The organism is Filomicrobium sp., assembly GCF_025698805.1.
In the GTDB taxonomy this organism is placed as follows: domain Bacteria; phylum Pseudomonadota; class Alphaproteobacteria; order Rhizobiales; family Hyphomicrobiaceae; genus Filomicrobium; species Filomicrobium insigne.
The window spans coordinates 415,238-434,923 of the sequence record NZ_JAILWT010000002.1; the positions used below are offsets into that span (position 1 = coordinate 415,238).

16 protein-coding genes and 1 pseudogene are annotated in these 19,686 nt (G+C 59.6%); 4 read left to right on the top strand and 13 right to left on the bottom strand.

Annotated elements, in window-relative coordinates; translation table 11 throughout:
- Positions 1–40: 40 nt before the first annotated feature.
- Positions 41–880: an alpha/beta fold hydrolase gene (locus K5845_RS05680; protein ID WP_287958554.1), complete on the bottom strand. Its 840-nt coding sequence runs from the start codon at positions 878–880 to the stop codon at positions 41–43.
- Between the two features lie 39 nt (positions 881–919).
- A complete protein-coding gene (locus K5845_RS05685; RefSeq protein WP_287958555.1) occupies positions 920–1,537 on the bottom strand; it encodes a pyridoxamine 5'-phosphate oxidase family protein in 618 nt (205 codons plus the stop codon).
- 123 nt (positions 1,538–1,660) lie between these two features.
- On the opposite strand from K5845_RS05685, the gene K5845_RS05690 reads away from it, so the two are divergent.
- On the top strand, positions 1,661–2,572 hold the full coding sequence (locus tag K5845_RS05690; protein ID WP_090227911.1) for a LysR family transcriptional regulator: 912 nt from the start codon (positions 1,661–1,663) through the stop codon (positions 2,570–2,572).
- Positions 2,573–2,615: 43 nt separating this feature from the next.
- Here K5845_RS05690 and K5845_RS05695 read toward each other — a convergent pair whose 3' ends face one another.
- The 10 genes and pseudogenes from K5845_RS05695 to K5845_RS05740 form a co-directional block, all read right to left on the bottom strand.
- Complete coding sequence (locus K5845_RS05695; RefSeq protein ID WP_287958556.1) at positions 2,616–5,345, bottom strand: cation-transporting P-type ATPase; 2,730 nt, start codon at positions 5,343–5,345, stop codon at positions 2,616–2,618.
- A gap of 142 nt (positions 5,346–5,487) precedes the next feature.
- Positions 5,488–6,459 (bottom strand): magnesium/cobalt transporter CorA, encoded by a 972-nt coding sequence (gene corA / locus K5845_RS05700; protein WP_287958557.1) that lies wholly within the window; start codon positions 6,457–6,459, stop codon positions 5,488–5,490.
- 132 nt (positions 6,460–6,591) lie between these two features.
- A pseudogene (locus K5845_RS05705) lies at positions 6,592–6,687 on the bottom strand (GMP synthase (glutamine-hydrolyzing)); the annotation flags it as partial.
- A 397-nt stretch (positions 6,688–7,084) separates the two neighbouring features.
- A complete protein-coding gene (locus K5845_RS05710; protein WP_287958558.1) occupies positions 7,085–7,687 on the bottom strand; it encodes a hypothetical protein in 603 nt (200 codons plus the stop codon).
- Positions 7,688–8,615: 928 nt separating this feature from the next.
- Positions 8,616–9,530 (bottom strand): restriction endonuclease, encoded by a 915-nt coding sequence (locus K5845_RS05715; RefSeq protein ID WP_287958559.1) that lies wholly within the window; start codon positions 9,528–9,530, stop codon positions 8,616–8,618.
- A 2-nt stretch (positions 9,531–9,532) separates the two neighbouring features.
- Positions 9,533–11,350, bottom strand: coding sequence for an ATP-dependent helicase (locus K5845_RS05720; RefSeq protein WP_287958560.1), 1,818 nt, complete (start codon positions 11,348–11,350; stop codon positions 9,533–9,535).
- The gene (locus K5845_RS05725) at positions 11,337–13,121 is read right to left on the bottom strand and encodes an ATP-dependent nuclease (RefSeq protein ID WP_287958561.1); all 1,785 of its coding nucleotides are present in this window, start codon (positions 13,119–13,121) and stop codon (positions 11,337–11,339) included. Before K5845_RS05725 ends, K5845_RS05720 begins: the two co-directional genes overlap by 14 nt.
- Before the next feature lie 21 nt (positions 13,122–13,142).
- Positions 13,143–14,162, bottom strand: coding sequence for a nucleotidyl transferase AbiEii/AbiGii toxin family protein (locus tag K5845_RS05730; protein WP_287958562.1), 1,020 nt, complete (start codon positions 14,160–14,162; stop codon positions 13,143–13,145).
- On the bottom strand, positions 14,155–14,748 hold the full coding sequence (locus tag K5845_RS05735) for a DUF6088 family protein (protein WP_287958563.1): 594 nt from the start codon (positions 14,746–14,748) through the stop codon (positions 14,155–14,157). The genes K5845_RS05730 and K5845_RS05735 overlap by 8 nt, the downstream gene beginning before the upstream one ends.
- Positions 14,749–14,871: 123 nt before the next feature.
- Positions 14,872–16,005, bottom strand: coding sequence for an SAVED domain-containing protein (locus K5845_RS05740; RefSeq protein WP_287958564.1), 1,134 nt, complete (start codon positions 16,003–16,005; stop codon positions 14,872–14,874).
- 108 nt (positions 16,006–16,113) lie between these two features.
- On the opposite strand from K5845_RS05740, the gene K5845_RS05745 reads away from it, so the two are divergent.
- Genes K5845_RS05745 through K5845_RS05755 form a run of 3 tightly spaced genes read left to right on the top strand, consistent with a single transcriptional unit; the run spans position 16,114 to position 19,488 of the window.
- Positions 16,114–17,331: a nucleotidyltransferase domain-containing protein gene (locus K5845_RS05745; RefSeq protein WP_287958565.1), complete on the top strand. Its 1,218-nt coding sequence runs from the start codon at positions 16,114–16,116 to the stop codon at positions 17,329–17,331.
- Positions 17,328–19,055, top strand: a complete 1,728-nt coding sequence (locus K5845_RS05750; RefSeq protein WP_287958566.1) for a ThiF family adenylyltransferase — start codon at positions 17,328–17,330, stop codon at positions 19,053–19,055. The genes K5845_RS05745 and K5845_RS05750 overlap by 4 nt, the downstream gene beginning before the upstream one ends.
- A complete protein-coding gene (locus K5845_RS05755) occupies positions 19,030–19,488 on the top strand; it encodes a Mov34/MPN/PAD-1 family protein (RefSeq protein ID WP_287958567.1) in 459 nt (152 codons plus the stop codon). The genes K5845_RS05750 and K5845_RS05755 overlap by 26 nt, the downstream gene beginning before the upstream one ends.
- Before the next feature lie 9 nt (positions 19,489–19,497).
- Here K5845_RS05755 and K5845_RS05760 read toward each other — a convergent pair whose 3' ends face one another.
- On the bottom strand, positions 19,498–19,680 hold the full coding sequence (locus K5845_RS05760; protein ID WP_287958568.1) for a hypothetical protein: 183 nt from the start codon (positions 19,678–19,680) through the stop codon (positions 19,498–19,500).
- Between the last annotated feature and the right edge of the window lie 6 nt (positions 19,681–19,686).

Below are 19,686 nucleotides of genomic sequence, written 5' to 3' on the forward strand. Positions count from 1 at the left end.
AGCGGGCCATCCCTCTGGATGGCCCCTCCGCACCCCGCACTCACCCAAGAAACTCACCGATTTCCGCCGCGATTTCTTTTGCATGCGTTTCCAATGCGAAGTGACCGGTCTCGAAAAAGGTCACCCGCGCATCTGGGATATCCCGCTTAAAAGCTTCAGCCCCAGGCGGAAGGAAGAAAGAATCGTTCCGCCCCCACACCGCGAGAAAGCGCGGCTTGTGGGTACGAAAATACTCCTGAAACATCGGGTAAAGCGCGACGTTGTTCTTGTAATCGCCGAACAGGTCAAGCTGTATCGTACCGGCTCCGGGGCGGCTGATATAATAGTCGTCGAGCGTGTAGCCATCCGGGGAAACCTCCGTCTCATCCGGGACCCCGTGAACATATTGCCAGCGCGTCGTTTCCAGCGTCAGCAGTGCCCGAAGCGCGTCGCGATTAGCCTGCGACGCATCCTCCCAATAGGCGCGTATGGGATTCCATCCCTCGCTCAGTCCCTCGACATACGCATTGCCATTCTGGGAGATGATGGCAGTGATCCGTTCGGGATGGCGAACCGCAAGGCGGAAACCAGTGGGAGCGCCGTAATCGAACACGTAGACAGCGAAGCGATCGAACCCGACGATTTCAGTGAAGCGCTCGATCGTATCCGCGATGGAATCGAAGCTATTCACCTTCGGATTATCGGACTGCCCAAAGCCCGGCAGATCCGGAGCAATGATGTGATAGCGGTCGGCCAACAGCGGGATCAGGTCTCGGAACATGTGGCTTGAGCTCGGAAACCCGTGCAACAGCAAAAGTTTCTCAGCGCCCTCCGAGCCAGCTTCCCGATAAAAAACCTTCACACCGTCAACGTCGGTGCTGCGATAATGAATACTGCTCATTTGTCGTTCTCCTAGGTCACTGCCCCTCACGGGCATAATTCACTCACCAAGCCGCGCCTTTAGTTCGGCGTTCTCCGTTTCGAGCATCATGAGACGCTCACGCAGAGGCTCGATCGCCGTCGTGATCTCGGCTTCGGTGAAACGTGGGGTGATGTGCTGCGCGCAGTTCCAGTCGAAAGCTTCAAGGTGAAGTCGAAAGAGTCGTTCAGGCTTCGCCCGATAAGCCGGATCGAGAACCTCTTCGGTAAGGGCGAGATCGTCTGCGAGACCGAGCACCTCAGTGCGTGCGTAAATTTTGAGACGCGCCCGGCGCGCATAGTCCACAAGGATCAGCGCAGCGCGATCATCCGCCTTGAGGTTGCCGAGACTGATGTACTGCCGGTTCCCCCGGTAATCCGCGAACGCCAGCGTCTTTTCGTCGATGACCTTCAGGAACCCCGCCGCCCCGCCACGATGCTGGACGTAGGGCCAGCCGGTTTCCGATACCGTAGCCATGTAGAAGCTGTCGCGCTGCGCGATGAAAGCAACTTCGTTCGGAGTGAACCGGTCGAATGTGCGGTGCCCGCGAAAATCCTGCCAAAGGTGGTCACTTCCCATCTCAGCCTGGACAGCACGAACGCTCGGCGTAATAGCAATGTCGAGAAATCCGTAGACCATAGCGGCTGCCTCTCTTGCTCGTGACTGGGCTCTGAAGACCGGCAACGACAAGATGAGCGTTTCTCCAACATGAAAGAATACGTTATATTTGAGATGAACTATTTCAAATATCGAGAGAAAAAAATGGATCGCTTCGAAGCGATGTCGATCTTCGTGACGACTGTCGAAACTGGAAGCCTCACGGGCACCGGCCGCAAATTGAATATGCCGCTACCGACCGTCAGCCGGAAGCTCGCCGAGTTGGAAGATCACCTTGGAGTTCGTCTCCTGACCCGTACGACGCGCAAACTAACGCTGACGGACTCCGGTACCGACTACTACCAGTCCTGCAAACAAATCCTGGACGAGGTCAACGATGCGGAAAGGAAAGCATCAGGCGAACAAACTGCACCGCGGGGGGAACTCGTCCTCACCGCACCAATCGTATTCGGTCGCCTTCATGTCTTGCCGGTAGTGAATGCGTTTCTCGCAACCTATCCCGACATCAACATCCGCATGTGGCTGTCAGATCGAAACGTTCATTTGCTTGAGAACGATATCGACTTGGCTGTGCGCATCGGCACGCTTGCTGACAGTTCGATGATCGCCAAACGCGTTGGAGCTGTCCGCTATGTCGTTTGCGGCAGCCCCGCCTATTTCGAGACATATGGGCGGCCAAGAACCCCCGCCGATCTCACCGACATACCCTGCGTCACCTTCGATACGCTCAGAGCCTCAGATGCATGGACGTTCGGCGGTCGCGCAAAGGGCCGCCAGCGTAGTATTCGTGTTCAGTCTCGTCTTTCGGTCAATACGGCGGAGGCAGCGCTAGACGCTGCCATCGCCGGCGTTGGCGTCACTCGCGTCCTGTCATATCAGGCTGAACATGCGGTGAAGGAAGGCAAATTACGCGTAGCCTTGGCCGCGTTCGAATCCGAACCTCTGCCCGTCTACCTACTCCATCAAGGCCAAGGTGCCCTGCCCGTTAAAATGCGCAGCTTTCTTGATTTCGCCGGACGGCAGCTTCGTCATCGCCTGGAAAAAATCTCGCTGTAACCTCTATTGCAGGCCCACCGGCCCTAGAGGGATCATCTCGCTATCAGTCCCTCGCCTGCGATCCCTCATCTGGCGCTGGCCTCCGGAAGGCGAGCCGCATCTGCTTTTCGGTTTCGATGAGCATGAAGAACACAACGCCGACAGCGACGGTCAGCATGCCATCTTGCAATGATACCGACTGCGTACCGAAAGCCGCTTGGAACACAGGTAAGTAGGTGATCGCAAACTGCGCGACCGTTACGGTAATGACGCAACCCCAGACAATCGGCGTGCCGCGTACGGCGGCCCACGTAAGTGACGTGCTATAGATATTCCTGATAAAGAACAGATGGAAAATCTCCAGCACGACAAGCGTATTCATCGCCATCGTCTGCGCCAGCGCCGGAGGATAGGACCGACTGGTCGCGTAAGCATAGATACCGAAGACCGCGACCAGGAAAAGCATCGAAATCAATATGATATGCCAAATCAGCCCGCCCGTGAGAAGCGGCTCATCGCGCGGTCGAGGTGGACGGCGCATGGTACCGGACTCACTCGGCTCGAAGGCAAGCGCCAATCCCAAAGTGACGGCCGTGATAAGGTTGATCCAGAGTATCTGCACCGCCGTAATGGGAAGCGCCAACCCGGCAAATAACGCCACGATGATCGTCATCGCCTCACCCGCACTGGTGGGGAGCGTCCAGCTGATGACCTTTTTAATGTTGTCGTAGACCGTCCGGCCTTCACGCACCGCCGCTACGATTGAAGCAAAATTGTCGTCAGCCAAAACCAGTTCGGCGGCCTCTTTTGCGGCTTCGCTACCCTTGCGCCCCATCGCGATGCCCGCATCCGCGCGCTTGAGCGCCGGAGCATCGTTCACCCCATCACCGGTCATGGCGACTGTCAGCCCACGCGATTGCAGCGCGGTCACCAGTCGCAGCTTGTGCCTCGGAGATGTGCGGGCAAAGACATCGGTTGAGACAGCCACTTCAGCAAGAACGGCATCGTCCATTGTCTCAATGTCCGAACCGGTCAAGACGTTCTCGGCGTTCTTGAGCCCGATCTGGGCTGCGATCGCACGCGCGGTAGCGGCATGATCGCCTGTGATCATTTTCACGCGAATACCTGCACCATGGCACGCGGCCACAGCCTCGACGGCCTCGGCACGGGGCGGATCAATCAGCCCGATCAGACCGATCAACGTCATCTGACCGTCGAGATCCGATGTGTTGAGAACCGTGTGGTCCTGAGCCACCTCGCGCACAGCGACCGCGATCACGCGCTGACCTTCTGCGGCGAGCCTTTCCACCATGTCATGCCAGTAGCCCGGGGTAAGCGGGGCGATACCGTTATCAAGAGCCCGTTGGTTCGTACACATCGCCAACACAGCCTCAGGGGCTCCCTTAACGTAAATGCTGGCATGGCCTTCGTGATCGTGATGGAGCACGGCCATGTAGCGATGCGCCGCATCGAAGGGAATAGCATCCGTACGTATCCAGCCGCGAAAGGGTTCGGCACCATCACCGGTAATCTTCCCCGCGAGCACCAACAGGGCACCTTCCATCGGATCACCCTCGACCCGCCATCCGTCCTGCACATTGTGGAGCATTGCGTCGTTGCACAGCGCGGCGGCGCGCGCGAATTCCATCAAGACCGCATGTTCCGGAGGATGGACCTCGGCCTCACGCAAGCGCACCGCGCCCTTAGGCGCGTATCCCTCGCCGGCAACCGAATAGACGTGTCCGGACGCAGCAAGCGCGGCAACCATCATTTCGTTGCGGGTGAGCGTACCGGTCTTGTCCGAGCAAATCACCGATACCGACCCCAACGTCTCGATGGCTGGCAAGCGGCGAACAATCGCGTTCCGGCGCGCCATAGCCTGCACACCAACCGATAGGGTGACGGTCAGCACAGCAGGCAGCCCTTCGGGAATTGCCGCAACCGATAATCCCACCACAGCCATGAAAAGCTCTGAAAATGGGAGGTGGCCGACAAAATAGCCATAAACCAAAAGGGTGGAAGCAATCAGCAGGATGAAGATCGTGAGCCAGCGGGCGAAAATATCCATCTGATGCACGAGCGGTGTGGTCAGCATCTCCACGGTAGAGAGCATCCCACTTATCCGACCGATCTGCGTTGATCCCCCTGTCGCAACGACAAGCCCGCGCGCAGTACCAGCGGTCACGAGCGTACCGCTAAAAAGCATTGAACTGCGGTCACCCAACGCGGCCTCAGGCAAAACCGGCTCCGTTGTCTTTTCTACGGGAACAGATTCACCGGTAAGAATAGCCTCGTCCACATTAAGCCCACGGGCTTCGATCAGCCGTAGATCCGCCGGCACGCGATCGCCCGCTTCGACCAGAACAATGTCGCCTGGCACCAGTTGATCGGCGTCCTCACTGCATCGCCGACCGTCCCTCAACACGGCCGATCGCGGCGCCAGCATTCCCCGGATCGCCTCCATTGCCTGCTCGGCGCGTCCCTCCTGAATGAAGCCGATCACCGCATTCACCAGCACCACCGCCAGGATGACGCCTGTATCCACCCAATGCTGCAAGGCCGCGGTAACGACAGCCGACGCAACCAACACATAAATCAGAATGTTGTTGAACTGGCTTAGGAAGCGCACCAAGGCGCTACGCTTCGGCGGCTCCGGCAAGCAATTGAACCCGTAGTGCTCCAGGCGGCGCTCAGCCTCTTTTGCACTCAGGCCTTCAGCCGACACCCCCATAGCGGCCAGAGCATCGGCGACGGAAATTGCATGGTAAGGGGTTCGCTGTTTATCCGTTGTCATCGTGTCTGGTTTTCCCTCAGCCCTGAAACCAACTCACGAGAACTTGCAGTCCTCAGCTATGAACCAGCTCTCGATATTCCGCAGACCGACATCGTAAATTTCCACGTTTCTTGTGGCCAGACCTGAGCGATCAGGTCTTGGCCTAAAGCCAGCGACGATACTTGAAATAGACGTAGGGCAGGATCGCTGAGAACACCATCAATGCGAGTGCCGTCGGATATCCGTAAGCCTTATCAAGCTCGGGCATGAATTTGAAATTCATACCATAAATAGAAGCGATGAGCGTTGGCGGCAGGAACACGACCGCAGCGACCGAGAAAATCTTGATGATGGCATTCTGCTCGATGTTGATCATGCCGAGCGTGGCATCGAGCAGGAACGTGATCTTCTGCGAAAGAAAACTCGCATGGTCTGCGAGCGAACGTAAATCACGCGCGAGGGTCTTCACCCGCTCGCGTGTCTCCTTGCCGCTTTTTCGCTGAATCGTGCAGTGCCCGAGAAAGCCGATCAGGCGTTCAAGCGTAACAAGACTGTCACGTATCTTCGAGGTTAAGTCCCCCTTTTGACCGATGGTCTCAAGCGTCTTCTGAAAATCTTTGCTCTTGGTCGGCCTGGCGCCTTTGCGCTGGAAGATATCACGCGAAATGGCATCGATATCGCGACCATCCCGCTCTAAAATATCAGCGAGGCGATCGACGATTGCTTCGAGAAGAGCGATCAATACGCCCTCGCCCGTTTCACATCCCATCGGAACCTTTTCGGCGCGCATGGGGAATGTCGTAAAGGCTCGCGGCTCGTGATACCGAATGGTCACCAGCCGGGTCTCCGTCAGAACGAACGTCACAGGCTGCATATCCGGATCATCGCCATCCGCGCGTGCAGGGAGAATTGCTGTCATGAACGCCGCGCCATTCTCATGATAGAGGCGCGAAGAAATTTCTATCTCCTCCATCTCCTCCTTGGTGGGGAGATCGATACCAAGACTTTTTTCGAGTTCTTTTTCTTCCTCATTCGTAGGACTAATGAGATCAATCCAGACCATACTTTCTGGAAGCGTTGACACCTCCTCAACCGCTCTCAAGCGGCCACCCTCATTCAAAAAGCCCCGGATCATCAACGCCTCCTGGTTTCATCGACTCCCGGTCGGAAATCCGCTTACGTTCCAATCGTTCCTGCGGGTCGGAAATCAATGCCCCATTACCTCGACGCCGTCACTCACTCCAGCCTGACCATATCCGCTGGCAGATCACTCCCACTCAATTGTGCCCGGTAGCTTTGAGGTGATGTCGTAGACGACACGGTTGATACCGTTGACCTCGTTGATGATGCACCAGCTAAGTCGAACAGGACTACCGGCGTGCCAGCAGATCGTAATGCGACGACTCGCGCCGAATTCAAATGTAGATACCACGACAAGTGCGCGTGGGAACGCCAAGCCCGAAGGACGGGGTGGCGGGCCTGAGGCCAAAAAACAAGGGATGGGCACACGCCACCCCGCGCTGCACGCGCTCTACTGCATGGCCCGGGAGATCATCCCGCTATCCCACGGTCGCCCCGCCTCAACTATGAGGCGAAGCCGCCATGCAATGCCCGCTGTCCAGCTGATGGGTACCGGCTTCCCACGTGCAGGGGAAGGTGGCGAGGGTCCTTTGTGAGGTCGAGCCACACAGACGTACCGATTAACAAGTTCAAAGTCATTCGCGCTCATCCGCCATCTTGCAAGCAGTCCTTAGCGCAATTCAGATCTTTGACGAGCTGTTTAACTCGCCGCTTCGGCGCAGGCTCGACGCACCGACAGGCGGCTCCCCGAAGGCGATGCGGCGCGTCGTCACGCAACCCGGTGACGCAACAATTTCAATCACTGCATTGTTCGGCGCATTAACAAACAAACGATTGAACACTTTTGGAAATTTCCGATGGGTGAACATCACCTGAGGCAGCTTAATGTCTGCCAGCGTACCCGCCAAGAAATCCGGCAACCGGACAAATTCTGCATATTCAACCCCACGGTCCATACCCGGCGTCGTGAAGAAGAACTCCGGCCGGCGTAGGTCGATCACGCCACCCTTGCTTCGCCGGATCATCTGAAAGAAAAGCCAAGCGAGATCGAATGCTATCCCTTCGTGGCGGTCGAACATGGCGTCCCTGTCGCTGATCCACCGAATGACCAACGGGGATTTCACATCATTTATCAAGTCGAGGACGACTGCTGCGAAAGACGCCACAAGGAAAATCTGACGCAGAAGTTTGAGAGCCGGCTGTTTACGCGCAAGTTCGTCGGCAACAAGCCCAAGCCGCCGATGGAGAGCATCGTAGAAAGCCACGTTTGGTGGCTCTTCCACGGCCCAATCTCGAACAACGTCTTGGAGAGCACCTATTTGCCTCCGCATCTCTCCAACGGTCAAGGCGCTTTTCAAATAGTTGCTCTGGCGCTCCACTACGAAATTGAAACTGAAAGAGACAGGGCAACTGAGATAATCAATAAGCCCATCTGATGGACTTCGGGACGCCTTGATATCCTTCGGTGCAACTGCCGCTATATAAGATGCGATGTTTGCGAATGTGTCGTGGTTCAACAAGATAACAAACGAGAATGCGTCGTTCTGCTTATTGCTGCTGCCAACGCTATAGTCGGATATCACGTTCCACACAGCCGCGGCAGGTATGCCTTCAAACCACCGACGAAAATCGGAATGAACAGTTTGACTGGATTTCTCGATGAGCTGGATGAATCCGATCATGCATATGCCTAAAGCATCATCCCAAACCGTCAGACGAAACAGCAACACACGCAGTTCTCACGAAACGACTATGCATCCGTGTGTTGATGCACATCCGGCTTGAAACAATCGTCAGGGGCAATGGAGCGGGGTTTCTTTTCTCACCGACGCCTTTCGCCCAACACGCGTCTTGAATCGCAGCGAGCTCAGAAACTTTTCTTGCGCTATTCCCCTCCAGAGCCCGCCAGTATATCAATCACTCCCACTCGATTGTTCTAAACCCAGCTAGGTCATTGATATAGATGGGCTTTTTCTTGCTTGATGCTTGGAAAGCCGACGCTCGGGCCGTCAAAAAGTTACGGTGTTGATTTCAAAAGGAAAATCGCCTGAAATTTTTTTTGGGTGGTGTCGACATCTATCGAGGTCGATCAGGCGAAAAACCTTTCCGCGCTCGAAATACATTGCGCTGAATCAGGTTCAGCAAAGTACCGTCACGCACGTATAGCACGTGCTTAGATCGCGAGGTATGGCGGCCGGTGATCGGCCGCAATCAGCCACCCCGCAAATTGAGATCGCGCACGGCGATGAACGCGCGATTGGTTTCTGCGGCCCGACGGGCCTTCTCCTCCAGCACGTCGATCAACGACACCTTGCGTGAGAGGACCTCGTACAGGTCGAGGCCGTCGGCGCAAATTAGATTGGTTTGCCTCCCACGCGAAAACGCCTCCAGCCCGTCGGCCGTGAACCCGGAATTGCTGACGAACAGGCCGCGCGACCAGGACGCTTTGCCTGCGACCTTCCCAGAGAACGTCATCAAGTCGGCGAAGCCAATCTGCGGCCCGTGCCATTTGGCTTCCACCAAGTAGGTCTGCCCTTGCAGCTTGAAGCTGCCGTCGATTTGCTCCCCCACAAGCCGAAATGCACCGCGTGGCGCCAATCCGAAGCCAGCGAAGAGCTCATTCAGAAAGCCCTCGAAACGAAGGCCGCGCGCCTGCGGGTCCAGCTTCGTGATCTCGATGAGATGCGTCGCCAGTTCCTGAGCTTTGGCCGCGCTCAGCGTTCCAGCCATCTGTGGCGGCGGTTCTTCGGCTTTCGGCAGCGCGAAACTGTTGAGAAAGCCGGGATCAAGCAATTCAGGTATCTTGAATTCGACGCCGGGAAGAAGGCTGTTCAGCCGATCGATTTCGGCGCGCGTCAGGGGATTTCCCTTGCCGCGCCGATAGGTCATCGCCTGCCGGACGATCGCCACGATCAGCTTCGTGAAATACGAGCGCCGGTGTTCGAGCGTGGACGTCAGGAGCTGAACGATCGCCGGCCTTTTGCTTCCCGGAACCCAGAGTTCAGCAACACCGGCCTGCGCCGCCGCCAATGGAAAGGCGGTCTTGTTGTTTCCACTTCCCGGCAGGAAATCATAAAAAAGGTCGGCCAGGTCTTCGACAGTCTGCGCTTCGCGGAATGACAGCATAGTTAGTCGCCCTCGGCCTCCTGCATTCGCGCTTCAAGCTCGTTCAGGAACGGAGAGCGCCCCCAATACATCCTCCCGCTGCGCGTATCGACGTAACCAGAGTATAGCATGTGGATTTCATCGCGGGCCCGCGTCAGACCCACATAAAACAGGCGCCGACTTTCCCGCCGAGCCGCAGGTAGTTCGTTGCGCCACGGCAAGCTGCCCAGATCGAGGCCTACCATGATCACTACGTCGTATTCGCAGCCCTTAGCGGAGTGCAGCGTCAAAAGATTCAGATGGAGCGGCGAGCCGTCTCTCCCCCCAAGGCTCGCGAGATCGAGATCAGCCAGCGGCCCGCCAAGGGCAAGTGCCGCCGACATGCGGTCGACCTGTTCGCGCTGATCCGCCAGGCTCGGCTCGGCCGCCATCAAGGCATCGAGCATTCCCGCCCGCAGCGCCGTTAGGAAGTCTCGGGCAAGCCCTTCTTCAACTCGCAGTGACCAGAGGAGTTGAGTAAGGCTTTGCAGTTCCGCGCGGGCCTCCGCATCTGAGATCCGCGCGCGATGGAAGCCGATCCACCGGTCCAACAATCCACGCAACTGCGGCCGCGCTTCACGCCAGCCACCCGCGCACCAGGCCGCGCAATCCTCAATCCAGCTCGTGAGCGCAACCTTGCGATAAGGCGCGGCCGTGTCGACCCGCACAAAATCGAGGCCTGCAGCCGCAACGGCTCCAGCTACCACGTCGCCGGCACGATAGTCCCGATAGAGGATGGCGATGTCGCCGAGTGCACGTCCCGGTTTGGCGGCAAGCGCCGCTGGAATGATCTCGGCGACCGCGTGTGCGGCCTGGCCTTCCACGCCATCGTCGCATTCGACGAAGGCGATGACGGCCTGGCGATCCGGGTCGTTCGATTGGTAGCCGCGAGCCTCACCGAGCGCCATTTCCGAGGCGCTGACAATCCGCGAGGCCGAGCGATAGTTGAGCTGAAGCTGAACGCGCTCGACATCGTCGCGCTCGGCCAGCTCCTGCAGCAAAGCTCCGTCCGCGCCCGTAAAGCCGTAGATCGACTGATCCGGGTCTCCGACCGCAAACAGGCGGACACCCCCATCAAACGCCACACGCTTGACGATGCGGTGCAATGCCACGCCGAGATCTTGATACTCATCGACCGCCAGGACAGGGAATTTCGCATGAAGCAGTGGGAGTACCCAATCGTGCTCCGACACCAAACGCTGGCCAAAAATCACAAGATCATCGAAATCGACGAGACCTGTTCGCCGAAGCTCGGCCTCGTAGCCCTCCGCCCAAGCCGCAAGCTCTTCTTCACTAGTCCAGGCTTCCGATGTCCGGTCGAGGATCGATCGCCGATGACGCCCGAGGTCCATCGGCTTGTTCGGATGGCCAATGCCGAAGAGCCTGTCGCCGACCCGCTTCATCGCCTGGTCGCTCTGCCGTTGTGTTGCGACGCTAAGCGGGAATGGCACCGGCAGATCCGCGAGCCGGCCATAGGGCATCAACAGATGCCGCAGACAAAAACCGTGAACCGTGCCGATGAAAAGGTTCGGTGCCTCTCGCAGGCCCAGCCGTTCCAGCCGGCGCGTTAGCTCGCGTGCGCACTCCTGGCTATAGGTGATGCATGCCGCACCGCGCGGCGCGCGCACATCTTCAGCCATGATCCGGGCGAGCTTGAGCACCAGTGTCTTGGTCTTGCCGCTGCCGGGGCCAGCAAGCACGACGCAATGTCCCGTCGAGTCATAGGCCGCTTGTTGGCCCGGATTGCTGGCCAGGTCAGCCGCTTGGGCTAGATATGCAGCGCTGACGCTACGCAAGGGCATCGCGGATATGCTCCAGCGCCTGCCGGATGTAGTCCGGGCACGTATCCTCGTCGACGTGAGGCGCTAGCGCCTGGGCGAAGCGTCCCTTGCCGATCCGCTCAATGAGTTTGATCAAGCGCTCCTCATCGAGCGTCTCGGTGTCGTCGACCCAGCCCTGTATCAGGTCGCGGGTGCCCTGATTGATCGACAGCTCCTCTTCGATCACCGCCTGCATCGCTTCCGCCAGCCCGCCACAGAACAGCTCCGGCTCAAGCGTGTTGCTATTCACGAAGTAGCCAAATGGCTCGGCGCGGGCGATCACAGCGTCAGCGTCCAGCGGCGTGTAGTTCACGCCGTTCTCGACCAAGCGCAGGACATTGATCAGACGGCGCCGCACCAGCGGTGGATTCGCTCCATTCGGATCACGATCCGTCAAGATGACGTGCGGAATATTCAGGCCGTGCGGACCCAGCAACTTCACGTATGGCGTGAAATTGGTGCCGCTTACCGAGCATACCGTGATGCCCAGCATGTCGAGCGGAATGCCCAGCGACTCGGCGAATGCGGGAATGAGAAACCGCTCGGCATCGCCTTCGACGAGAATGACGCCTCGCGCGAAGAATATCTCGCCGCGGCTGACGTCGATGTAACGCTGGAGGTCGGCCTCATCGCGTTCGGTCAGCGGAGCCGTCGCCGTCGAGACCGCCGTCGTCGCATCCTCGCCGGCGTCGTGCCGGAGCAGCACGATTGAGCGGATCGGTGTGACGCTGGCGATATGCGGCGAGTGCGTCGTGAGGATGGTTGTGAGAGGTGGCGTGTCTTCCTGCTCGTCTGCAGCGCCGCCGAGGAAGTACCGATAGACCAGCCGTTGGACATGCGGGTGAAGATGCGCCTCAGGCTCTTCGACCACGAAGAAGGTGTGGTCGCGCTCGCCATCGGTCACCAAACGATCGAGCTCGAGGCTCTTCAGCGCCAGGAAGATCAGGTTGGCCGTGCCAAGGCTGGCGTCGCCAATGCCCCGCGCGCCATTGTCGATCAGCAGGCGCAGGCTACGCAACAGCGCATCGACCCGAGTTGGAGCTAAGCCGAGCGTGAGCGGAACGGCGTGCTGCTCCCCCGCAATTGCGATCAGGCGGTCGCTGATCCGTTGCGCGGTGGCAACCACCTCGGCATGGCTGGCAAGCTCAGCTTGAGCCTCGTTGACCTGTTCCTGGATTTCGTTGCGAGCGTCTTCGTCGAGCGATGCCGCCAACTGCTCGATCAACGGTCTCAACGGCGAGTTTCGCCAGCTCGACAGGTCTTTCTCGGCATCGCGAAGCGCCACCTGAACGTCGAGCGGCAGCATCCGGCGCAAGGACGATCCGATCGCCATATCGGGATCGTCGCCGCCGAAAATGACGTACTCGTAGTCGGTCAGACTTTCTGGATCGCGGCCGAGATTTGCCTTTGGCTGGAAGCGGTACGTGAGGCGCGCGACCATGGGCGGACCCGGATCCACCACGCAGTCGTTGAGATGCGCCATCAGTCGCGGATCGCCGGTGAAATCCGTTAAATCTACGGAGATTTCGATCGTCTCGCCGATCCTGTCCTCGCCTAGGCCATCCCAGAATTGCTCGAGTCCGAGCTGGCGGTCACGTTCCGACAGTCCGGGATCGAGGATCAGTTGCAGGGCGCGGATGAAGTTGCTTTTGCCGACCTTGTTCTCACCGACAATGACGATGCTCTCGCCCGTCTGGACGTCGATGTCCGAGAAGTTTGCGAAATTGCTTATTTTTATTCGTGATATGCGCACACTTCTCTCCCCCCAATTTTCTTATGCTTGGTCGCCGCGATTGGCCCGCTCAGCAATCGCGGCGCATCGTTCCATGAGTGCCTCGAAAGACTCGGCGTCATCGAGAAGAAGACCGTCGTCGACCATGTGGGCATAGTCGACGCTGAGCGCCTTCAGCGCCTCACCCGCCGGCACGAGGTGAAGGCCTCCATTGACTGCCGCTGCATAATCGATCGGTGCGCGGTCGGCCGCCTTCTCGGCGAAGAACATCGCCTTGTGACGCGCGACAGCGTTCGCCAGCTCCCGATCGGCGAACGCAGCTTGCGCTAGACTAGCGTCGTCCAACCGCACAATGTCATGCCAATGACGAGCGAAGCGTTCGCCACGCAGGCGCTCCTGCAGGCAGAAGACGTGGATCGCGGTCGCCTTCTCCCAGAACGTCCGCTCGGCATGCATCACGCGTGGCCGAGCAGTAGGAAAGACAACACCGTCCACCATACCGGCCGCATCACACACGACATCACGCATGCTCGCGGGTTCGCCCGTTGAGCGCGCGCCGAATTCGAGCATGACGCTCGGCGCCACATAGCCTGAGCCCGCTGTCGTCGCCTCATAGTCGATGAAGAGCTTCTCACTTTCGACTCGGATCGCCGCAGACAGCGGTCCGGCCGCCAATGCCTCGGCGATGACCGGCTGAACGGAATCCGCCACCCATTGCGGCAGACGCTCGCGCACCGCGCTCGTCCAGCGCTTTTCCTCGCTTCGTGTCTTCGGTAGCGCCTCGCCATTATCTCCGACGAGGTCGGGCGCGAGCGCGCGAATGTCGTAGGTCAGATCGACGTCCTCGGAAAACCGCCGGATGACCCGATAGGCTTTGGAGAGCGAAGTGCCGCCCTTGAAGACGAGATGTTCGCCGAGCGGCGAGCCGTAGAGCGTTGCCAGCGCCCACACCACCCATGCATCCTTCTCAAGGAGGTGCGCCGGTCGGCCTGAGCGGTCGGCAGCGACGCCCAAGGCTTCCCGGCGATCCTCGGCCGTAAGGAGCAGGAAGGCGTCAGCCATGCGCGACCTTCCCCACGCTGCGCGCGAGCCAGGTCGGAAGCTGAGGGGCCGCTGCTACCAGCTCGCTGAAAGCGGCAGGCGGCAGCTTCCGCTTCAGTGTCTTGAGGGCCGCCTCGGCCTTCTCCGGCCCGAGCCAGGCGAGTGCTCGCACTGCCTGACCCGCCGGCCGATGTGGCATGGCGAGCTGCCAGCGAGGCGCGTGGCGAAGTTCGACGGTCTGCTTGCCAAGGCTCATCTTCCGGGTGCGCCCCGACGTCAGATAAACCGATCGGACCGGCACTTGCGTCGTAAGTCCGAGGCTGTTGGCGGCGGCGGCGCCGCTCGAGACGATAACTTCGCCACGCTGGGCGGCGAGCGCCTCGACCGCCTGCTCCACCGACGGCGCCCTGGTCCCGAACCGGCTCGTGACCGGCAGGAGGTAAACACCACGGCCGGCCCGGATCAGTTGTCCCCGCTCGGCCAGGCGCGACAGGGCCTGGTCCACCGCGGCGCGATTGCCAAGGTGAAGCAAACTCTTAGCCGCGAGGGGCGTGCCCTCCGGCAGCCGCGTTGCATGCTCCAGAATCTGTTCGGTCAAGCGCTGCATGGCCATGTCTCCTGTCAGAAATATACGCAGTTTTCTGACAGTTTTCAACCGGAACGGCTACGGCCGGCCAGCCCTCATGACACCCGTTAGGTCAAGAACCTGCCAAGCAGGCGGCAGTCCGCGCTACTCGCCAATTTTCAAGGTCGGGATGAAGCCGCCGACGGAACGGTTTTGGTCATAAATATGCAGCGGTAAATCGGCCTTCGGCATCAACACCCTTCCAACCTCAACCGCTGCCGATGTTGGGAGCGCCGGAAAAACGTTGATGGTGGCCTGTTCCCCCTGAACCGCCTTGATCCGATCGAACAGACGCCGAAGGTGACGCTTGAACTCCACGAGATCCTCGGGCCGCCGCATAATGTCGTTGTGCGGATTTTCCGCCGTCAAAGACCAGATAGCAGTATCATCACCGAGTACGGCGCGAATTCGATCGTCCGTCACTGTCGCGCTTAGCGCCAGCTTGAGCGCAACGTTTGCGGCTGCAGGTCCCGAATATTCCTCAACGCGGAAGTTTATAGCAGGTTGGTCGGGCTGCCAGCGCCAGGTCGCGGGCTCCCGATGCCGCTGGTGGACCGTGACCGGGACGATGTCTCCCAAGAGATGCCCTAGCTGGATGAGCAGCGGCTGCGGCGCCAAGGCGAAGACACTAAGCTGTTTGATCTCTTTCTGCTCAATCCGCTCCTTCACCTTGCGACCGAAAACGCGGCGGAGATTATCCTGCTGAACAGTCCAGTAGCTCTCTTCGTGATCAGCGTAGTCACTTCCGACCAGCTCGATATCGATCGTTCTTCCTTCGGCGGGGTGCCTGTCGGGCGGCATGGCCATGAAGATCGAACGGGTTGAAACCAGTGCATCCCGCTGGCCAATATCGGCCGCAAAGCGGAGCACGTGCGCGGCGCGCTCTTGGGCCATGCCGGTAACGATCGCAATTCGATCCTCATGCTCCGCCTTCATCTCAAGAAGGACATCTTCCGGATGATCCGCGAGATAATCGACATCCACGCCCTTATGGTGCTTGGCGCAAAGCAGCATCAGGTTGTTCAGATCTTTTGCGAGCGCGGGTGAGCGAACCGGATCCCCGCGGGGCCCATCGGCGCTATCGGCTACGATGTGGGCGATGAAACCGAACTTCCCATCCTCGCGACCGGCCATGAGGTCGCCGATCAGTTCCTCATTGCATCCCCGGTATTCGCAGCGTCCCCCGGCCTTGGCCCAAAGAGCGGTCTGAACTTTGTGGGGGATTTGCGTTTTTGCCATGGTGAAGTTCCGGTCCGACTCTGTATAGTGTTCACGTTTTATCCTCAAAGCTCAACCGCGCAGTTCGGCAATCCACACGCGGCTCCTGGGCATACTTGGAGGCCGCCTGTGGACCAGCAGACCCTTACCCGCGAGAGCGAGGAATTCCTGGAGGATCTCGCCGAGGAGCTGAGCGTGCCACCTAGCCGCTACGAGCAGGCGGAACGAAGCTACAAGTCCCTGGGAGATTGGCTTCATCGCGATGCTTCGAGCGTCCGGCAATACGGCCCGAAGGTCTACGTGCAGGGGTCGTTTCGGCTCGGCACGACAATCCGTCCCGCGAACGAGGCCGAGGAATACGACATCGACTCAGTCTGCGAGTTTCAGAAGCTGTCCAAGGCATCCCTCAGCCAACAGCAGTTGAAGATCTTGCTCGGTGCAGAGATCGAGGCGTATCGCAAAGCGCAAAGCATGAGCAAACCGCTGCGCGAGGGCCGTCGTTGCTGGGTTCTGGATTATGCCGACGGCGCGCAGTTCCACATGGACGTGGTGCCTTCGGTCCCCAATGGTCAAAGCGCCCGCATCCTCCTGGAGGCCCGGGGCCTCGATGCGCGGTGGACCGCGACGGCGATTGCCATCACCGACAACGAATGCCCGACCTACACTGCCGTCACAGACGATTGGCCGCGCTCGAACCCGAAGGGCTACAGCGAGTGGTTTAAAAGCCGGATGGCCGCTGCCCTGGAACGGCGCAAGCGCATGCTGGCGGAGAGCACACGGGCCAGCGTCGAGGAGATCCCGGACTACAAGGTGCGCACGCCATTGCAGGCCGCCATCATGATCCTGAAACGCCACCGCGATCACAGCTTCGAGCACCGGAAGGAGGAACGGCCGATATCCGTGATTATCACCACCCTTGCGGCACATTCCTACAATGGCGAGGAAACGATCGGCCAGGCACTGGTCGCGATTCTGACCGGCATGGACAAGCATATACTCTGGCACAACAACCAGTATTGGATTCCGAACCCGACCGACCCCTTGGAAAATTTCGCCGACAAATGGGCAGAGCATCCCGAGCGGGCCAAGGCTTTTTACGAGTGGTTGCAGAAGGCCAGGTCGGAATTTGCTCAAGCCGCGGGTTCGAATGACAGGACGCTTATCACCCAAACCGTGGGACGAGGTGTCGGCGGTTCGCTGGCCGATCGGGCAGCACGCCGTCGCCAGCCGCCGGCGCGCCCCACGCTCCTGAAAACCGCATCAGTCGCGCCGGCAAGTGCGGGTCTATCCTTTCCCGACAGGAGTCGCGTTCCAACGAAACCGCAGGGGTTCGGCGGCGCGGGATGATATGGTGGCTCGAAAATCCGGCACGGGCCCGATCCGAACGTCAGGGCGTCGCCGAGCTCGCCGAACGCGTGAGCTGGCTCGGGAACGTTCGATGGTATCTGTCAAATAGCGCCGCGCTCGCCGTTGACTTTGAGATCGACCACGACGGCCAGGGCGTCCCGCTCACGATGACCTATGCCGAATTTCATCCCAACGCCCCGCCTATCGTCGTCCCGCGCGATGGCAGTCGATTGTCGAGTCATCAGTACGGCGCCGGCGGAAACCTGTGCCTGGAACATCGCGCCGACAACTGGGAGACCACGGTCACCGGAGCCATGATGATCGAGAGCGCTCATCGGCTGATTGCCGGTGAACGTGATGGCGAGGGTCCCGAATTGCCCTCGGCGCATTCCGTTTCGATCGGTCAAAGCGTCCGTGGCTCGTATTTCCGGTTCCTGCTGACGTCATCGCTCGAGGAGCGGCTGAAAGCGATCGAACCTGGCCAATCCGTCGAGATCGGCGTGGCGGAGAAGTACCACGGCGAAACGTTCACCGTGACGATCGCCGAGTTCGACGGCGCCACCGACACGCGCGCCTGGCCCCCAGGAATTCGGGAGACGACTAAGCGGGGCCACGCGATTCGCCTCCCGGTCGGAACACCGATGCCAACTGCGACGCAAGACAGCATCGCAACCCTGCTCGGTGATCTCGGGTTCGCGACGATGCGTGAGCAGGCATTGGCCGCGACCGGCGAGATGGACCTGGTGTTGATATCCGGGACCGATATAGCGCACTTCTATGCCTATGATGGTAGTCAGAAGCGCCACTTCGGGCGCTCGCGGATCGTCAACGTCGGCGCAGGCACTCGGCTCCCGGACAATTATGCTGTTCTCGCGACCAAACGCGTCGGCGTCGTCGGCTGCGGCTCGCTGGGGTCCAAGGTAGCCGCCATGCTCGCGCGCTCGGGCGTGCGCCAGTTCACGCTTGTTGATGACGACGTTTTGTTTGCGGCCAACATCGTCCGAAACGAGCTCGGCGCTCCGGCGATCGGTGTTCATAAGGTCGATGCACTGAAGGCCCGGCTCACGGAGATCGCAGGGACGATCGACATCACAGTGCGGCGCGTGGCGCTGGGTGGGCAGGAAAGCGCAGATTCCACCGACTCCGTGATGTCGGCGCTGCAGACCTGCGACCTCATTATCGACGCAACCGCCGACGCCCATTGTTTCAACTTTTGCGCCGCGGTCGCAAAGGGGAGCCTGAAACCCCTCGTATGGGGCGAAGTGTTTGCGGGCGGCATTGGCGGCCTCGTGGCACGCGTTCGATCAGGTCACGAACCCGAACCCCACCTCGCGCGCAACCAGATCAACGGTTGGTGCGAAGCGCATGGCATTCCTGCTCCGCTCGCGGGCTTTGCCGCACCCTACGCTGCTGCGGTGGGAGATGGTGCGCCACCGCTCGTGGCCGACGATGCTGAAGTTGCAATCATCGCGGGACACTTGGCGCGTTTCGCAACGGACGTCCTCATTCAACCCAACGAAAGTGCGTTCCCCGCTCCGGCCTACGCTGTCGGCCTACGCCGAGCATGGATCTTCTCCGATCCGTTCGAGACCTGGCCCATTCAACTCGCCGGTTCTGAACCTTGGAAGGTCGAGCAAGACTCCGCGTCGGCGGCCGAGAGCCTGGAATTGCTTCGAGAACTCCTACCCTCGGCGTTCAATGGTCACGATCAGTCTTCCAAGTGACCAACGAGCCCGCTTTCGCACCTGCCTGAGGCGAGCCGGCAGGCGCGAAATCGGCGGCATCCTAATGGGTGAGCAAGTCGCACCGGACCATTTCCGCATCGTCGATTTCTCCGTCGACGCCATGAGCGGAACGGCCGCTCACTTCGTCCGCAGCCCCGACCATCATGCCGAAGCCCTCGAAACCTTCTTTCGGAAGACGGGATCAGATTTCAAGCGCTTCAACTATCTCGGTGAATGGCATTCCCATCCGAGCTTCCCGGTAATGCCGAGCCAGGAGGACATGATGTCCATGCAAAGCCTGGTGGATGGCGAGCGCGACATCGAGTTCTCTGCTTTGATGATCGTCAGACTGCGATACCTCATTTTCTTCGAAGCCGCCGCATACATGTTCATCCGGCATGGAGTGCCCGGGCATGTCGCACTCACCTCATGACGCCGGCTGCTACCCGCTCTCCCCCGTTTCGCCATTCATCCGCGGCCTTATGATCGGCTGCTCGCGACCGCCTCGGAAATTTTCACCCGCGCGCCCGTTGGCGAGGAGAATGCCGAACTTGGCTCGTTCGCCGAATATCTCGCCTTCTTCCTCGACGGGCCGGCCAACGCTCCACGCAAGCATTGTCGGCACGTTGAC